Below are 16,731 nucleotides of genomic sequence, written 5' to 3' on the forward strand. Positions count from 1 at the left end.
CGGGCGTCAACGCGCTGCGCGCGAGCGACGTCGGCTTTTCTGTCGATTAGTGACACAATGGCAACAGTTTACGCTACGGAAGCGAAAACTTACATATGTTCGGTGCGAAACGCTTTTGATCTTTGGGTTTGCCAAATCGAACAAGCAACGAATGCGCGGGTCGGTAACGCTGCCTCCGTCCCATCCGACCGGGTTCTCACTCGCTACGCAATGCTTCGATCGGCGAAAGCCGCGAGGCGCGGATGGCAGGCCAGCCTCCAAAAGCGAGGCCGATGACGGCAGAAAACAGGATCGCCCCCACCGCGACCCCGACGCCGATCGGCGCGGGAAAGTCGGCGTAGGCAACGAACGCCAGCGCCGCAACCTTTGCCAGCACCAGCCCGATGCCGCCGCCAATAACGCACAGAACTGCCGCTTCGACCAGAAATTGATTGCGGATGTCGGCGCGCCTGGCGCCGAGCGCCATGCGGAGGCCGATCTCCCGGGTGCGTTCGGTCACGCTGACCAGCATGATATTCATGATGCCGATGCCGCCGACAAGCAATGAGATGGAAGCAATTGCAACCAGCAGTGCCTGAAATATCTCTGTTGCCTGCCCGGTCACCTCCGCAATTTCGGTGGTCGTCCGCACCGTGAACGGATTGATCTTGCCCTCCGCCACACGGTATCGCTCGCGCAGCATCTTCTTGATCGCCCGTTGACCGGCCTCGAGCGACTGTTCATCCTCAAACCCGACGAACGCGATATGAATGTCGTCCGGTCCTTGCGCCCGCGTATCGAGCAGGCGCTGGCGCAGCGTTCCCAGCGGGACGATAACCAGATCGTCATTGTCGTTGCCGAAGCTGCTACCCTTGCTTTCAAGCAGGCCAACCACTTTGAACGGGACACGGTTGATACGCACCATCTCGCCTATCGGGCTATAAATACCGAACAATTTGGTCGCGACAGTCTGACCGATGACCGCCACGCGCGAGGAGGCATTGAGGTCGCTCTGCTCGATAAAACGGCCCTCGTCGGTATTGACGTTGCTGACCACCGCATAGTCCGGCGTCACGCCGATAACCTCGGTCGTGGCATTTCGACCGGCCGCCACCAGCTGCACCCTGGTGCGAAGTTGCGGTGCGGTGGCGACGACACCCGGGACCTGCTTGGCAATCGCCTTAATATCGCGCTCGGTGAGGCGGCCGCGATCGGTCGTCTGGCGGGGGCCGTCGCTGTCGGGCTGCGGCACCACGATGGCCATGTTTGCGCCGAGCGCGCCGATCGATTCGGTTACCGACTCTTGCGCGCCTGCACCAATGGCGACTGCCAATATGACCGAAAACACGCCGATCATGACGCCGAGCGTCGTCAGGATCGAGCGCATGAGATTGACGCGCAGCGCGGTCAGCGCGATCGCGACATTGATGCCCCAGCCCGCGAGATTTCGCCAGACGCGCTCAATCACGGCGCGGCGCTCCGTCGCTTTGCCACCGGTGCATCTTCGATCACTTTTCCGTCACGAAACAGAATCCGGCGTTTGGCATATTCGGCAATATCGGGTTCGTGCGTCACCAAAATGATCGTGATTCCCTGGCCGTTGAGCGCCTGAAAAATTCCCATGATATCGTTCGACGTCTGGGTATCCAGTGCACCGGTGGGCTCGTCGGCCAGCAGCATCAGCGGCTCCGTGACGAGCGCGCGCGCGATCGCAACGCGCTGTTGCTGCCCGCCCGACAACTTGGCAGGACTGTTTGTCAGCCGATCGCCAAGCCCCATCGCATCGAGCTTCGCCTTCGCCCGCCGTCCGCGTTCGGCCCGGTCGAGACCGGCATAGATCAGCGGCACGGCGACATTGTCTAGCGCGCTGGTGCGCGGTAGCAGATTGAACTGCTGAAAAACGAACCCAATTTTACGGTTGCGGATCTCGGCCAGCTCGTCGCTCGACAGGCTCTTGGTGTCGATACCGTCGAGCAGCAGGGTTCCCGATGTCGGCGTGTCGAGGCAGCCGATCATGTTCATGAAGGTCGATTTGCCACTGCCGCTCGCCCCCATGATCGCGACAAATTCACCGCGCTGGATCGTAAGCGACACTCCGTTGACGGCGTGGAGCACCTCGCCGCCGATGACGTAATCCTTGATCAGCGCATGCGTCTCAATAAGCGGAGTCATCAGCGCCGTCCTCATCCCCGGACTCTTCCTGATCCTCTTTTGGCTTCAGCGACTTGCTGCGAACGAGTATCTTCTCACCGGGTCTGAGGCCGCTGAGAATCTCAGTATAGTCGTCCCCTTCGACGCCGATGGCGACCTTGCGTAACGCTGGACGATAGGGATTATCCGTGGCGATAAAGATCGTGTGCCCGCGCTCGGCCTTCTTGTCGGATGCCCTTTTCTCGCTGTCGCGCGCCTCATTCGGCAAGTCAGCAGTTCGCGGACGGAAGCGGAGCGCGCTTGACGGAACCCGAATAACCCTCGGCCGTGAACCGGTAATGATATCCACGTTGGCGGTCATGCCGGGGAGCAGCTTGCCGTGGGGATTGGGAACGTCGGCGATAACGAGATAGCTTACGACATTCTGGTTCTCGACCGCCGCCTGCCGCACCTGCCGCACCGCGGCCCGGAAGATCGTGTCGGGATAGCTGTCGACCGAGAAATTCACGGGCTGGCCCACCTTGACCTGGCCGATGTCAGCTTCATCGACCGAAGCCTCGATCTGCATCTGGGTGATGTCGGTCGCAATCTCGAACAGATTGGGCGTCTGGAAACCCGCGGTGACGGTCGATCCGGGCTCGACCAGCTTGTTGATGATCACGCCGCTCGAGGGGGCGATGATGCGCGTGCGCGACAGATCGAGCTGCGCCGACGACAATTCTGCGCTCGCCTGGCTGATCTGCGCGCGCGCACTCGACACCTGAGCCCGGTTAACGCTCGCCGCCGCCAGCGCGGCGCTAAGCTGCGCGTCGGCAGCCTCAAGATCAGCCTTCGATACAAAGCCTTTGCCAGCAAGAGACTTGCGCCGCGCATAATTGCGCTGCTGGATCAGCAAGTCATTATCCGCCTTGGCTACATTGGCTTGGGCCTGCAGCAGTCCAGCGCGCGCAAGCGCCAGCTGCGCCTGACTTTGCTGCACGCGCGCTTCAACACGCGTCGGGTCGATCAGCGCGAGCAGTTGCCCCTTTTTCACCAGCGAGTTGAAATCGACAAAGACCTGCGTGACCTGGCCCGACACTTCGGCGCCCACGTTGATCGTGTTGAGCGCGCGAACCTTACCGCTCGCTGACACCACACGGTTCACATCACCGCGTTCGACCGTCTCGAGGATATATTCATAGTCATGGGAGGCGGGGGACAGAATTTTATAGAGCAGGAAACTTGCCGCCAGGGCAATCGCGATCGACCAGAACCGATGCCGGCCAATCCAACTCCGCGCTCGTTGCAGCATATGCTCTACTCTCTCAGTTCGTTCGAATCGCCGTTCCTCAACGAAAACAACGTCCTTGGCTGCGCACCAATGGCATGCCCGTCCGATTTTGCGAACGGGCAATAACTGGCGTTTTGGCACTTATCGCCGCGTGCCGAAATCTACGGAAGCCGAACGCAGAACGCCTTCCGGCCCGGCAGTTCCGCCGTGCGCGGTGGCGAAGCATATTCTGAGCTAGCCTCGGTTTGCCTTGGCCGTGCGGAATTATTGGAAAGTGCGATCCATCATCCGGCATACCAATATTCGCCTGGATGGCGCCCGGTACCGCGGAATCAGATTCTGCGCGACGATGCTTGTCTTCACCCAGACACGCTGATAGAGGCGCCCATCGTTGCCGCTTTAGCTCAGTTGGTAGAGCACATCATTCGTAATGATGGGGTCACAGGTTCGAGTCCTGTAAGCGGCACCATCGACCCCATAATTCAATGACTTAGGCCGGATACATCTTTCCGGGAGCCGTAGTTTGCGGTCGTTTGGCGCCGTCTGACTCAGGACGATGCCCTCCTCGTCTCCACATAGGAGAGTAGCTCGCTCAAGCCGCGTTCTGTCCGGATAAGATCGATCGGCCGTCCTCCCAGATCCATATTCTCTGTTTGAAGCCAGGCCATGACGGACCGGTCATCGCCAATCAGTACAGCCAGTTTCTGAAACAGCCGCACGAGATATTGACCGGCCCGGAAGGCTGGGTCTGGTCGAGCAAGTCGGAATGTCCCGTTACGCAGATCCGCTGCGCGATTGCCCGCGATGCCGAGTATCTCTCCAAGCATGTCGTCACCGATGCTCCAGAGCGCAGCAACGCGCGCCACAGCCTCGGACAGCACGCGGCTCTGCGCTTCAGACGATGTCTCCATCATCTCGTCTTTCCCTACCACGGTCAGTCCTCCAGCAAGGCAGAGATCGCAGCTTCGTCATCGCTGCGCAGCGCATCCAGATAGTCACTCCACCATTGGTGCATCCGTACCCGCTCATCCCAATAGGGCGTCCGGTTATAGATGCGGCGGATCTGATTGTTGTCGGCGTGCGCGAGCGACCGTTCGATCGCATCGGGGTTCCACTTGCCGCACTGGTTGAGAAGCGATGAGGCGGTCGCGCGAAATCCGTGGGACGTCAAATCCCGCGGCCCATAGCCCATGCGGCGGTAGGCGGCGTTCATCGTATTCTCGCTGAGCGGTCGCTTCCACGTGTGGAACGCGGGAAAGACATAATCCTCGCCGCCAACATAAGGCCGAAGCTCTTCCAACAGAGCGATCACCTGCCGCGACAACGGGACATAATGGGGCCGCCGCATCTTCATGCGCTCCGGGGGGACCGTCCAGACGGCCTTCTCGAAATCGAACTCGGCCCAGCGCGCAAGCCGCAACTCGCCCGGTCTCGCCATGACGTGCGGCAATATCTTGCAGGCGAGCAAGGTGATCGGATAGCCCGAGTATCCGTCCAGCGCGCGCAGGAACCCACCGACCTCTTCCGGCTCGACGAGCGCAGCGTGGTGCTTCGGCCTCGGCGCAATCAGCGCGCCGCGCAGAAGCGTTGTCGGATCGGCGTCCGCGCGCCCCGACGCCGCAGCATAGCGAAACACACGGCTCGCAAAGGAACGGCAGCGACGCGCCGTCTCGAAATGCCCTTGCGCCTCGATCTTCTTGAGCACAGCGAAGAGATCGACGGCCTGCAGGTCCGCAATGGGCGTGCCGGCGATAGGCCGAAGCTTTTCGAGAAGCCACTTCGTCTTCTCAATCGTCGCTTCGCTCCGGCCTTCCTTGGTGACCATCTCGATATATTCCTCGGCGAGATCGCCGAAACAATTCGAGGCCTTGAACTTGCTGACGAGCTTATGACGCTTCCGCTCCGCGAGCGGATCGGTGCCCTCATGGATTTTCAGCTTGGCCTCGTCGCGCTTGCGCCGGGCTTCGGCGAGGCCGACATCTGGATAGGCGCCAAGCGCAATGCGCTTCTGCTTTCCATGCATGGTGTATTTGAACCGCCACAGGCGCGCACCGGTCGGATGCACCTCGATGTAGAGGCTGTGGGCATCGGAGACTTTGTAGACGCGATCCCGAGGCTTGAGGGACCTGATTTGAACATCGCTAAGAGGCACGGCTCAACTCCTTTAAAAGGGTTAGGACCGGCACCAATCACATCGCTCGAGGCGGACGGGCCATCGAGCAAAACTCACTCAAAAAAAGACGGGCCATTATGGCTTTTCTGATGGCCCGTTTCGAGGTGAGATTTTGTGAGACACCCTCGGACAATTCGGAACAAAACCCACGGAAAAGTAACAGATTTCCGGGATTTTGTCGATTGCCCTGAGAAGGGTAAATGGTGCCCAGAAGAGGACTCGAACCTCCACGACCTTGCGATCGCCAGCACCTGAAGCTGGTGCGTCTACCAATTCCGCCATCTGGGCACGGGGTAGGAGCGGGCGCTTAGCGGGGCGGCCATCGGCTTGTCAACCGCGCTCCCGCCGCGGCCGCGCTTTTTATTGCAAAGCGGGCCGATTTGCGTTGCAAAGCGGCCTTCTCCCTTGCCCGCTTCGCCGCTTCGCGGCATGGGGATAGCCATTCGGCGCGCCCCGCGTCCTTTGAGAGAATCGATACAGGCGGACCCCATGCAGACTTTCGACGGGCAATTGATCACGGTGCTGGGCGGTGGCGGCTTCCTCGGCCGCTATGTCGTGCAGCGGCTCCTGGCGCGCGGCGCGCGCGTTCGCGTTGCGCAGCGCGACCCGCGCGCCGCAACCTTCCTGAAGCCGCTCGGCGGGCTTGGCCAGACGCAGTTTGTCGCCGCCGACGTTCGCGATGCGGCGAGCGTCGCGCGCGCGGCGCACGGCAGCGATGCGGTGATCAACCTGGTCGGCGCGTTCGACGACATGCACGCCGTGCAAGCCGATGGCGCGGGCCATGTCGCGGCGGCAGCGAAGGCGGCGGGCGCCGGCGTGCTGGTGCATGTCTCGGCGATCGGCGCCGACCGCGAAAGCGCGTCGGCCTATGGCCGCAGCAAGGGCGACGGCGAAGCCGCGGTGCGCGCGGCCTTTGCCGAGGCCGTCATCCTGCGCCCCTCGATCATCTTTGGCCGCGAAGATCAGTTCATCAATCGTTTTGCGGGAATGATGCGCGCCCTGCCCGTCATCCCAGTGATCGCGCCGCAAGCGAAGTTTCAGCCCGTCTATGTCGGCGATGTCGCCGATGCGGTCGTCGCCGCGCTGGATCGCAAGGCCGCGGGCCAGCTGTTCGAGCTTGGCGGGCCGCAGGTGCTGACGATGCGCGAACTGCTGCGCTGGATCGCCGATGCGACCGGACGCTCGCCGCTGTTCGTCGAGGTGCCCGATTTTGTCGCCGCGGCGCTCGCGTCCGGCTTGGGCTGGGCGCCCGGCGCACCGATCACCAAGGACCAGTGGCTGATGCTGCAAAGTGACAATGTCGTGGCGGGCGGCGCCGCGGGCCTCGCCGATCTTGGCATCACGCCCACGTCGCTGGCATCGGTTGCCGACGGCTGGCTGGTGCAATATCGCCGCCATGGCCGCTTCGCAGTCGAAACCCCCGCCTGACGGCGCTCCGCCCCGGCGGTCGCGCGATGATTGCCGGGGTGTTTCCCAGGACATTTCATGCACGATCTTGCCACCATCATCCTGCTCGGCATCATCGAGGGGCTGACCGAGTTCCTTCCGGTCTCTTCGACGGGGCATCTGATCTTGGCGAGCGAGTTGCTGGGCTTTACCGGCGAAGGATCGGCGGCGTTCAAGATCGCGATCCAGCTCGGCGCGATCCTCGCGGTGCTCGTCGCCTATCGCGCGCGCTTCTGGGCGGTCGGCATGGGCCTGTTGCGCGCCGAGCCTTCCGCGGTTGCCTTCACGCGCAACATATTGATCGGCTTTCTGCCCGCCATGCTCGTCGGCGCCGTCGCTTATGAAGGGATTCGCGCGCTGCTCGAATCGCCTGCGACGGTCGCGGCCGCGCTGCTCGTCGGCGGCGTCGCGATTCTCGCGATCGAGCGGATGGTCAAGGAAGTGAAGGTCGAAAGCGTCGAGGCGATGCCGGTGCGCACCGCGATCGCGATCGGCGTGATGCAGTGCATCGCGATGATCCCCGGCGTCAGCCGGTCGGGCGCGACGATCATGGGCGCGCTGCTGATGGGCGTCGAGCGCAAGACGGCGGCCGAGTTCAGCTTTTTCCTCGCGGTGCCTACAATGATGGGCGCGACGGCCTATTCATTGTGGAAGGATCGCGCGATCCTGACCTTCGACGATATGAACGCAATTGCGATCGGCCTCTTCGTCGCCTTTCTGGTCGCGCTGGTCGTAGTGAAGGCGTTTGTCGCGATCGTCGGCCGCTTTGGTTTTGCACCCTTCGCCTGGTACCGGATCGTCGTCGGTGCAGGGGCGCTGATTTGGCTCGCATTGAGATAGGCCCAAAGTGGTACTAATTTGCGAAACATTATTGCGTGGCCTTCAAACTGAAAAAATCTTTGCCGATTTTGGGGTAGTAATGCTGTCTTAAATAGCATTTCCGCCGTGACAGTGCACGTCGGCTTATGCAACTCCCCCACAACGAAGGGGATATTGCATGGCTTCCGATCACATGCTCCAGTTTGTGGAGCGTGAACAATCCTATCCGGACAAGCGCTCACCCGCGGAGCGCGCGCGCGACTTTCGCGAGATCGCCGAACGTTACGCGGCGCCCGACGCCGACGCACAGGCCGCGCGCTGCTCGCAATGCGGCGTCCCGTATTGTTCGGTCCATTGTCCGCTGCACAATCATATCCCCGACTGGCTGCGCCTGACCGCCGAGGGGCGGCTGCGCGAGGCCTATGAGTTGAGCAACGCGACCTCGACGATGCCAGAGATATGCGGGCGCATCTGCCCGCAGGATCGCCTGTGCGAAGGCAATTGCGTGATCGAATTTTCGGGCCACGGCGCGGTGACGATCGGCAGCGTCGAAAAGTACATCACCGATACCGCCTGGGCCGAGGGCTGGGTCGAGCCGCTGCACGTTGGCGCCGCGACCGGCCAGTCGGTCGGGGTGATCGGTGCGGGGCCCGCGGGGCTGACCGCAGCCGAATATCTGCGCGCCGCGGGGCATGAGGTCCATGTCTATGACCGCCACGACCGCGCGGGCGGACTGCTCACCTATGGCATCCCCGGCTTCAAGCTGGAGAAGGATGTGGTGATGCGCCGCATCGACAGGCTCGAACAAGGCGGCATCCACTTCCACCTCGGCTTTGCGGTCGGCGAAGACGCGACGTTGGACCAGCTCCGCCAGAAGCATGACGCGATCCTGATCGCCACTGGCGTTTACAAGGCGCGCGAGATCAACGTCCCTGGCAATGCGGCCGACGGCGTGATCGCCGCGCTCGACTATCTGATTGCGTCGAACCGCAAGAGCTTTGGCGACCCGGTGCCCGCGTTCGACGACGGCCGCCTCGACGCCAGGGGCAAGCATGTCGTCGTCATCGGCGGCGGCGACACCGCGATGGATTGCGTTCGCACCGCGGTACGGCAGGGCGCCAAGTCGGTAAAATGCCTCTATCGCCGCGACCGCGAAAATATGCCGGGGTCGCAGCGCGAGGTCGCCAATGCCGAGGAGGAAGGCGTCGAGTTCGTCTGGCTGTCGGCCCCGGAAAGCTTCACTGCCGACAAGCATGTGAAAGAAGTCGCGGTCGCGGGAATGCGCCTCGGTGCCCCCGATGCGAGCGGCCGCCGCAGCCCCGAAGTCGATCCGGGCCGCAAGTTCGACGTCCCCGCCGACATGGTCATCAAGGCGCTGGGCTTCGATCCCGAGGAATTGCCGCACCTGTTCGGCGCCCCGGACCTCAGCGTCACGCGCTGGGGCACGCTGCGCGTCGATCACCAGACGATGATGACCAGCCTGCCCGGCGTGTTCGCGGCCGGAGACATCGTGCGCGGCGCCAGCCTGGTCGTATGGGGTATCCGCGACGGCCGCGACGTCAGCGACCAGATGGCAAAATGGTTGAAGGCGAAGGCGAAAAGCGAAAAGAAGGCGGCATGACCAACAGGGGGAGGAAGTTCACGATGTCGACCTGGAAATATATGCTGCTCGCGGGTGCTGCGGCGCTGGCGCCGCCCGCCGCCCTGGCCGCGCCGACCGAAGCGCCGTTGGCGGAACTCGTCGCCGTGCCGGCAGAAGATGAGGAGGCGGCTCCGTTTGACAGCGAAGCCGCGGCCGAAGAGGCCAAGGCGAAGATGCAAAAGGAAATGGACGAGGCGATCGCCCTCGTCGAAAAAATGTTCGACACGAAAAGCCTGCCGCCGATCGACCCCGCGCGGCTGGCGAGTGCCGAACAGACGACGGCCGCGCTGATCCCCGCCGGAAGCATCGAAAAGATGCTCGACAATATGTACGGCCGGATGTTCCGCACGTTGATGGGCGAGTTCAGCGGCCAGTCGGACCTGATGCTGTCGATCAAGACCGGCGTCGAAAGCGATCAGATCGCCGCGCTCGACGACGCCACCAAGGCGCAGATTGCCGACCTGTTCGACCCCCATCGCAAGGAGCGCGGCGATCAGATCGAGCGCATCGCAATGCCGCTGATCCGCGAGGCGCTCGCCGATATGGAACCGCCGATGCGCGCGGGGCTGGCGAAGGCCTATGCGCGCAAGTTCAGCGGCGCGCAGCTGGCCGACGTCAACGCCTTCCTCGCGACGCCGACCGGCCAGCTCTACGCCAGCGAATGGATGGCGTTGCAGGCCGACCCCGAGGTCATGGTCGCGGTGGTCAGGGCCGTGCCCCCGCTGCTGACCAAATTCATGGACCGCGCGCCAGAAATCGAAAAGGATTTCAAGGAACTGCCGAAGGAAAGGCAGCTCGCCGATTTCGACGACAAGGAGCTGGCGAAGCTCGCCAAGCTGATGAAAGTCGATGTGAGCGTGCTCAAGGAGCAGCGCGACATGTGGAATGCCGATAGCATGGAGGCGACCGAAGCCGCGGCCTCTGATGATTATGCCGCCGATGCAGCCGCCGACGCTGCGGATGCCGCCGCGATGGCGGTGGAAAACAGCGAATATGACCGCAGCAACTGGTCCGATGCCGACCGCCAGCGCGTCGCGGAACTCGAGGCCGCCTATATGGAAGCCGAAGCCGCGGCGGTCGAAAAGGCGCGCGAACGGCTCGGCCGAACCCCTTCAGACTAGGCGCTCGCCTATCCCGTCAGGACGACAATGATGACCCACTACCCCACCCCCGACCATGCGCGCCTCGCGGCCGAAGGCATGTATCGCCCCGACCTCGAATCCGATGCCTGCGGCGTCGGCATGGTCGCGGCGACCGATGGCAAGCCGTCGCGCCGCGTCGTCGAGGCGGCGATCGAGGCGCTGCGCGCCGTCTGGCACCGCGGCGCCGTCGATGCCGACGGCATGACCGGGGATGGGGCGGGCATTCACGTCGACCTGCCCGAACGCTTTTTCGACGATGCGATTGCGGCGTCGGGGCACAAGGTGCGCCCGAACCGCCTCGCCGTCGGCATGGTTTTCCTGCCGCGCACCGACCTCGGCGCGCAGGAGGAATGCCGCACGATCGTCGAGGCCGAGATCATCGACGCGGGATTCACCATCTACGGCTGGCGACAGGTGCCCGTCGATGTGTCGGTGATCGGCGACAAGGCGCAGCGCACGCGCCCCGAGATCGAACAGATCATGATCGCGGGCCCGCTGCCCGAAGAGCAATCGATCGACGAGTTCGAAAAGCAGCTCTACCTCGTCCGCCGCCGCATCGAGAAAAAGGTGATCGCAGCGCAGATTGCCGATTTCTACATCTGCAGCCTGTCGGCGCGCTCGATCATCTACAAGGGATTGTTCCTCGCCGAGAGCCTGGCCGATTTCTATCCCGACCTCACCAGCAAGCTGTTCGAAAGCCGCGTCGCGATCTTTCACCAGCGCTATTCGACCAACACTTTCCCTCAATGGTGGCTGGCTCAGCCGTTCCGTACGCTCGCGCATAATGGCGAGATCAACACGATCCGCGGCAACAAGAACTGGATGAAGAGCCACGAGATCAAGATGGCGAGTCTCGCATTCGGCGAGCATTCGGAGGACATCAAGCCGGTGATCCCGGCGGGCGCGAGCGATACCGCCGCGCTCGACGCGGTGTTCGAGACTTTGTGCCGCGCCGGCCGCGACGCGCCGACCGCCAAGCTGATCCTGGTGCCCGAGGCGTGGGTCAACGAGCCTGAAATGCCCGACGCCCACCGCGCGATGTATAATTATCTCGCCAGCGTGATGGAGCCGTGGGACGGTCCTGCCGCGCTGGCGATGACCGACGGCCGCTGGGCGGTCGCGGGGATGGACCGCAACGCGCTGCGCCCGCTGCGCTATACGCTCACCGCCGACAATCTGCTCGTCGTCGGCTCCGAAAGCGGCATGGTGCTGCTGCCCGAGGCGAGCGTGCGCAAGAAGGGTCGGCTCGGCCCGGGCCAGATGATCGCCGTCGATCTCGACAAGGGCACGCTTTACGAAGACCGCGCGATCAAGGACAAGATCGCGGGCGGCGCCGACTATGCCGCGCGCGTCAAGGGTTTCCGCACGATGGCCGACCTGCCCAGAGGCGGCCGGGCGAGCCTTGCGGCATGGGACCGCAGCGAACTGCTCCGCCGTCAGGTCGCCGCGGGACTCACGATGGAGGATATGGAGCTGATCCTCGCGCCGATGGTCGAGGATGCGAAGGAAGCCGTGGGGTCGATGGGCGACGACACGCCGCTCGCGGTGATTTCGGACAAGCCGCGCCACGTCGCGCAGTTTTTCCGCCAGAATTTCAGCCAGGTCACGAACCCGCCGATCGACAGTCTGCGCGAACGCCATGTGATGAGCCTGAAAACCCGCTTTGCCAACCTCGCCAACATCCTCGACGAGAAAGGCCAGAGCGACCATGTCCTTGTCATCGACTCGCCCGTGCTCGTCGGCGACGACTGGGATCGGTTGCGCGCCTATTTCGGCGATGCGGTCGCCGACATCGACTGCACCTTCCCCGTCGGCGGCGACGCCTCGACGCTGCGCGATGCGATCGCGCGGGTGCGGCGCGAGGCCGAGGATGCGGTGCGCGCCGGGCGCAGCGAGCTGTTCCTGACCGACCAGAGCATCGGCGAAAATCGCGTCGGCATGGCGATGGTGCTCGCCGCCGCGGCGGTCCACACGCATCTCGTGCGCAAAGGTCTGCGCAGCTATGCCTCGATCAACGTCCGCTCGGCCGAAGTGCTCGACACCCACGCCTTTGCCGTGCTGATCGGCGTCGGCGCGACGACGGTCCACGCCTATCTGGCCGAAGCGACGATCGCCGACCGCCACGCGCGCGGGCTGTTCGGCAGCGAACTGACGCTCGACGACTGCCGCCTTCGGTTCCGCAAGGCGATTGACGACGGGCTATTGAAAATCCTCGCCAAGATGGGGATCGCAGTGATCTCCTCCTATCGCGGCGGCTATAATTTCGAAGCGGTGGGATTGAGCCGCGCGCTCGTCAAGGACCTGTTCCCCGGGATGCCCGCGAAGATTTCGGGCGAAGGCTATCAGTCGCTGTTCATCAACGCGACTGAGAAGCACACGGCGGCTTTCGATCGGCGCGTCACCACGCTGCCCATCGGCGGCTTCTATCGGCAGCGCGCAGGGGGCGAGGCGCACGCCTATTCGGCGCAGTTGATGCACCTGCTCCAGACCGCGGTCGCAACCGACAGCTATTCGACCTATCTGCAATTTTCGCGCGGGGTCGCCGACCTGCCGCCGATTTACCTCCGCGATCTGATGGAGTTCAACTATCCCGCGCAGGGTGTCGCGCTCGACAGCGTCGAGGCGATCACCGAAATCCGCAAGCGCTTCGTCACCCCCGGCATGTCGCTCGGCGCGCTGTCGCCCGAAGCGCACGAGACGCTGGCGATCGCCATGAACCGCATCGGTGCCAAGGCGGTGTCGGGCGAAGGCGGCGAGGCGAGCGAACGCTACAGACCCTATGCCAACGGCGACAACGCGAACAGCAACATCAAACAGATCGCGAGCGGACGTTTCGGCGTTACCGCCGAATATCTGGGCGCGTGCGACGAAATAGAGATCAAGGTGGCGCAGGGCGCCAAGCCTGGCGAGGGCGGCCAGCTTCCGGGCTTCAAGGTCACCGAATTCATCGCGCGCCTGCGCCATGCGACGCCGGGGGTGACGCTGATTTCGCCGCCACCGCACCATGACATTTATTCGATCGAGGATCTGGCGCAGCTCATCTACGACCTGAAGCAGATCAATCCGAAAGCGCGCGTCTGCGTGAAGCTCGTCAGTTCGGCGGGCATCGGCACCGTCGCTGCGGGGGTCGCGAAAGCCCATGCGGATGTCATCCTCGTCGCAGGCAACACTGGCGGCACCGGCGCCAGCCCGCAGACCAGCGTCAAATATGCCGGCACGCCCTGGGAAATGGGCCTGTCCGAAGTCAATCAGGTGCTCACGCTCAACGGCCTGCGCCACCGCATCCGCCTGCGCACCGACGGCGGGCTCAAGACCGGCCGCGACATTGTGATCGCCGCGATCCTCGGCGCCGAGGAGTTCGGCATCGGCACGCTCAGCCTCGTCGCGATGGGTTGCATCATGGTGCGTCAGTGCCATTCGAACACCTGCCCGGTCGGCGTCTGCACACAGGACGAGAAGCTCCGTCAGAAGTTCACGGGGTCGCCCGAGAAAGTCATCAATTTGATGACCTTCATCGCCGAGGAAGTGCGCGAAATCCTCGCCAAACTGGGCTGCCGCAGCCTCGACGAGGTGATCGGCCGCACCGAGCTGTTGCGTCAGGTCAGCCGCGGCGCCGAACATCTCGACGACCTCGACCTCAACCCTATTCTGGCCAAAGTCGACGCCCCCGACGAGCAGCGCCGCTCACAGGGGCCACACTTCCGCAATCCGGTGCCCGACAGCCTCGACGCGCAGATCTTGAACGATGCGAAGCCGCTGTTCGATCGCGGCGAGCGGATGCAGCTGACCTATAATGTCCGCAACACGCACCGCGCTGTCGGCACGCGCCTGTCGGCCGAGGTCACGGCACGCTTCGGCATGAAGGGGCTCGCCGACAATCATGTGCAGGTACGGCTGCGCGGCACCGCGGGGCAATCGCTCGGCGCTTTTCTGTGCCAGGGCATCACGCTCGAAGTGTTCGGCGACGCCAATGACTATGTCGGCAAGGGACTGTCGGGCGGCCGCATCATCGTGCGTCCGACCGTTTCGAGCCCGCTCGTCAGCCAGCACAACAGCATCGTCGGCAACACCGTGCTTTACGGCGCAACCGCGGGCACCCTGCTCGCCGCGGGTCAGGCGGGCGAGCGCTTCGCGGTGCGTAACTCGGGCGCGAACGTCGTGATCGAGGGCTGCGGCGCGAATGGCTGTGAATATATGACCGGCGGCACCGCCGTCATCCTCGGCCCCGTCGGGTCGAATTTCGGCGCGGGGATGACCGGCGGCATGGCGTTTGTGCTCGACACCGACGACCGGTTCGAACGCCGCGCCAACGGCGAATCGATCGTCTGGCAGCGGCTTGCGAGCAGCCACTGGGAAGGCGTGCTCAAGGAACTGGTCGAGGATCACGCCAAGGCCACGGGCAGCAAATGGTCGGCCGAAATCCTCGCCGACTGGGACCGCTGGCGCCAGCGTTTCTGGCAGGTGTGCCCGAAGGAGATGCTGAGCCGCCTGACGCATTCGCTGAACGAGGAAGCGGTCGAGGTTGTGGCGGCGGAGTAAGTGAATCCTCCCTGTGGCGAAGCCATGGGGAGAGGACGCGCGCGAAGGGCGTGGTGGAGGGGCGGCGACGCTGGCGCCATGGCCCCTCCGTCAGCGCTTCGCGCTGCCACCTCCCCATCGCTGCGCGACAGGGAGGATTGGTGATCGCAGCGGTGGTGCAATCCGTCGCATCGTCCCCGGCGTTCACCTGAGCGAAAGCGTCTTTCCTTTATGGACGCCCAACGCTGACTCCCTCGTCCCCCGAAAGGATCGAGCCATGACCCGCCTCGCCGTACTTGCCGTCCCCCTCGCCGCGCTCATGGCGCCGCTCCCTGCGGCTGCCGGCGAAACGAACGACACCGTTGCCGTTCTCAACGATCCCGCGATGCAGGATCGGATGGCTGATACGATCAGCGCGATCGTCGGCGCGCTGATGCAGATGCCCGTCGGCCCGCTCGCCGAAGCGGTCGCGCGCGTCGATCCCGAATCCGACGCCGCCTATCTTCCCCCCGACGCAACGCTCGGCGAGCTGGCGGGGCGCGATCCCGATTATGCCGACCGCATGGGCGACGACGTCCGCGCCAGCGCCCGGATGGCCGGACACGCCGCGTCGGCAATGGCGGCTTATGCCCCCGTCCTCAAGGACATGGCACGCGACCTCGCTGCGCAATGGGAACGCGAGCGCGGCGCTTCGCGTCGGTAAGCAGCCCTTTCCCCTCACCGTTCGCCCTGAGCTTGTCGAAGCGCCGTTCTTCCTCTTCGCACCGTCGAAAAAAGAACGGTGCTTCGACAAGCTCAGCACGAGCGCTTTAGAAATCGCCCACGGCATAGTCTCGGCGCGCCATAGCCGTTGCACCCCCTGCCCCGCTGCCGCTATGCCGGGATCATGTGGCAACTCTATCAATTCCCGCTCTGTCCCTTTTCGCGCAAGGTCCGGCTGCTGCTCGGCGAAAAGGGCGTTGGTTACGAGCTGGTGCGCGAGTCGCCGTGGGAGCGCCGCGACGAATTCATCGACCTCAATCCCGCCGGCCGCACCCCGGTGATGGTCGATCAGGCGCGCGGACAGGTGCTGATCGACAGCATGGCGATCACCGAATATTTCGAGGAAACGGTCGAGGGCAAGGCGATGATCAACGGCACCGCCGCCAACCGCGCCGAAATCCGCCGCCTGACCGCATGGTTCGACCAGGATTTCTATTATGAAGTCACCGGACCTTTGCTGTTCGAACGGATGCAGAAGCGTATCGTCCACCGCCAGCCGCCCGACAGCGGTGCGCTGCGCGAGGCGATGAAGGCCGCGAACAACCATCTCGATTATGTCGATTATCTGATCGATCACCGCACCTGGCTCGCCGGCGCGACGATGAGCCTCGCGGACCTGGCCGCTGCGGCGCATATTTCGGTCGCCGACTATCTGGGCGGCATCGATTGGACCGGGCACGAACAGACGAAGGGCTGGTATTCGGGACTGAAGTCGCGGCCGAGCTTCCGGCCGCTGCTGGCCGAGCGGATGGAGATTGTGACGCCGCCAAAATATTATGAGGATGTCGATTTCTAGAGCGATGAGCCATAAATAGACCGCTTGCCCTGA

12 protein-coding genes and 2 tRNA genes are annotated in these 16,731 nt (G+C 63.6%); 8 read left to right on the top strand and 6 right to left on the bottom strand.

Going from position 1 to position 16,731, the window contains the following annotated elements; translation table 11 throughout:
* Positions 1-196 precede the first annotated feature (196 nt).
* From VSX77_RS02290 to VSX77_RS02300, 3 genes are all read right to left on the bottom strand, one after another.
* Positions 197-1,366 (bottom strand): ABC transporter permease, encoded by a 1,170-nt coding sequence (locus VSX77_RS02290; RefSeq protein ID WP_422397302.1) that lies wholly within the window; start codon positions 1,364-1,366, stop codon positions 197-199.
* A 77-nt stretch (positions 1,367-1,443) separates the two neighbouring features.
* Positions 1,444-2,151 carry an ABC transporter ATP-binding protein gene (locus tag VSX77_RS02295; RefSeq protein ID WP_338426058.1) on the bottom strand — a complete coding sequence of 236 codons (708 nt, stop codon included), beginning with the start codon at positions 2,149-2,151 and terminating at the stop codon, positions 1,444-1,446.
* The gene (locus VSX77_RS02300) at positions 2,135-3,541 is read right to left on the bottom strand and encodes an efflux RND transporter periplasmic adaptor subunit (protein ID WP_338426059.1); all 1,407 of its coding nucleotides are present in this window, start codon (positions 3,539-3,541) and stop codon (positions 2,135-2,137) included. Before VSX77_RS02300 ends, VSX77_RS02295 begins: the two co-directional genes overlap by 17 nt.
* Positions 3,542-3,793: 252 nt before the next feature.
* On the opposite strand from VSX77_RS02300, the gene VSX77_RS02305 reads away from it, so the two are divergent.
* Positions 3,794-3,869 (top strand) — tRNA-Thr (locus tag VSX77_RS02305).
* A gap of 79 nt (positions 3,870-3,948) precedes the next feature.
* On the opposite strand, the gene VSX77_RS02310 is transcribed toward VSX77_RS02305, so the two are convergent.
* From VSX77_RS02310 to VSX77_RS02325, 3 genes are all read right to left on the bottom strand, one after another.
* On the bottom strand, positions 3,949-4,314 hold the full coding sequence (locus VSX77_RS02310) for an MbcA/ParS/Xre antitoxin family protein (protein WP_338426060.1): 366 nt from the start codon (positions 4,312-4,314) through the stop codon (positions 3,949-3,951).
* Between the two features lie 20 nt (positions 4,315-4,334).
* Positions 4,335-5,552, bottom strand: a complete 1,218-nt coding sequence (locus VSX77_RS16425) for a tyrosine-type recombinase/integrase (RefSeq protein ID WP_422397266.1) — start codon at positions 5,550-5,552, stop codon at positions 4,335-4,337.
* A gap of 222 nt (positions 5,553-5,774) precedes the next feature.
* Positions 5,775-5,861: transfer RNA gene (locus VSX77_RS02325), tRNA-Leu, on the bottom strand.
* Between the two features lie 201 nt (positions 5,862-6,062).
* Between VSX77_RS02325 and VSX77_RS02330 the strand changes: the two genes are divergently transcribed.
* The 7 genes from VSX77_RS02330 (at position 6,063) to VSX77_RS02360 (ending at position 16,698) form a co-directional block, all read left to right on the top strand.
* Positions 6,063-7,001 (top strand): complex I NDUFA9 subunit family protein, encoded by a 939-nt coding sequence (locus tag VSX77_RS02330; RefSeq protein ID WP_338426061.1) that lies wholly within the window; start codon positions 6,063-6,065, stop codon positions 6,999-7,001.
* A gap of 57 nt (positions 7,002-7,058) precedes the next feature.
* A complete protein-coding gene (locus tag VSX77_RS02335) occupies positions 7,059-7,859 on the top strand; it encodes an undecaprenyl-diphosphate phosphatase (RefSeq protein ID WP_338426062.1) in 801 nt (266 codons plus the stop codon).
* A 157-nt stretch (positions 7,860-8,016) separates the two neighbouring features.
* A complete protein-coding gene (locus tag VSX77_RS02340; RefSeq protein WP_338426063.1) occupies positions 8,017-9,459 on the top strand; it encodes an NAD(P)-dependent oxidoreductase in 1,443 nt (480 codons plus the stop codon).
* Positions 9,460-9,482: 23 nt separating this feature from the next.
* Positions 9,483-10,601, top strand: coding sequence for a DUF2059 domain-containing protein (locus tag VSX77_RS02345; protein WP_338426064.1), 1,119 nt, complete (start codon positions 9,483-9,485; stop codon positions 10,599-10,601).
* 27 nt (positions 10,602-10,628) lie between these two features.
* Positions 10,629-15,161 carry a glutamate synthase large subunit gene (gene gltB / locus VSX77_RS02350; protein WP_338426065.1) on the top strand — a complete coding sequence of 1,511 codons (4,533 nt, stop codon included), beginning with the start codon at positions 10,629-10,631 and terminating at the stop codon, positions 15,159-15,161.
* Positions 15,162-15,417: 256 nt separating this feature from the next.
* Entirely contained in the window at positions 15,418-15,843 is a 426-nt protein-coding gene (locus VSX77_RS02355; protein WP_338426066.1) for a hypothetical protein, read from the top strand.
* Between the two features lie 183 nt (positions 15,844-16,026).
* Positions 16,027-16,698: a glutathione S-transferase family protein gene (locus VSX77_RS02360; protein ID WP_338426067.1), complete on the top strand. Its 672-nt coding sequence runs from the start codon at positions 16,027-16,029 to the stop codon at positions 16,696-16,698.
* The last annotated feature ends 33 nt before the right edge of the window (positions 16,699-16,731 follow it).

The organism is Sphingopyxis sp. TUF1 (assembly GCF_036687315.1).
Lineage (GTDB): Bacteria > Pseudomonadota > Alphaproteobacteria > Sphingomonadales > Sphingomonadaceae > Sphingopyxis > Sphingopyxis kveilinensis.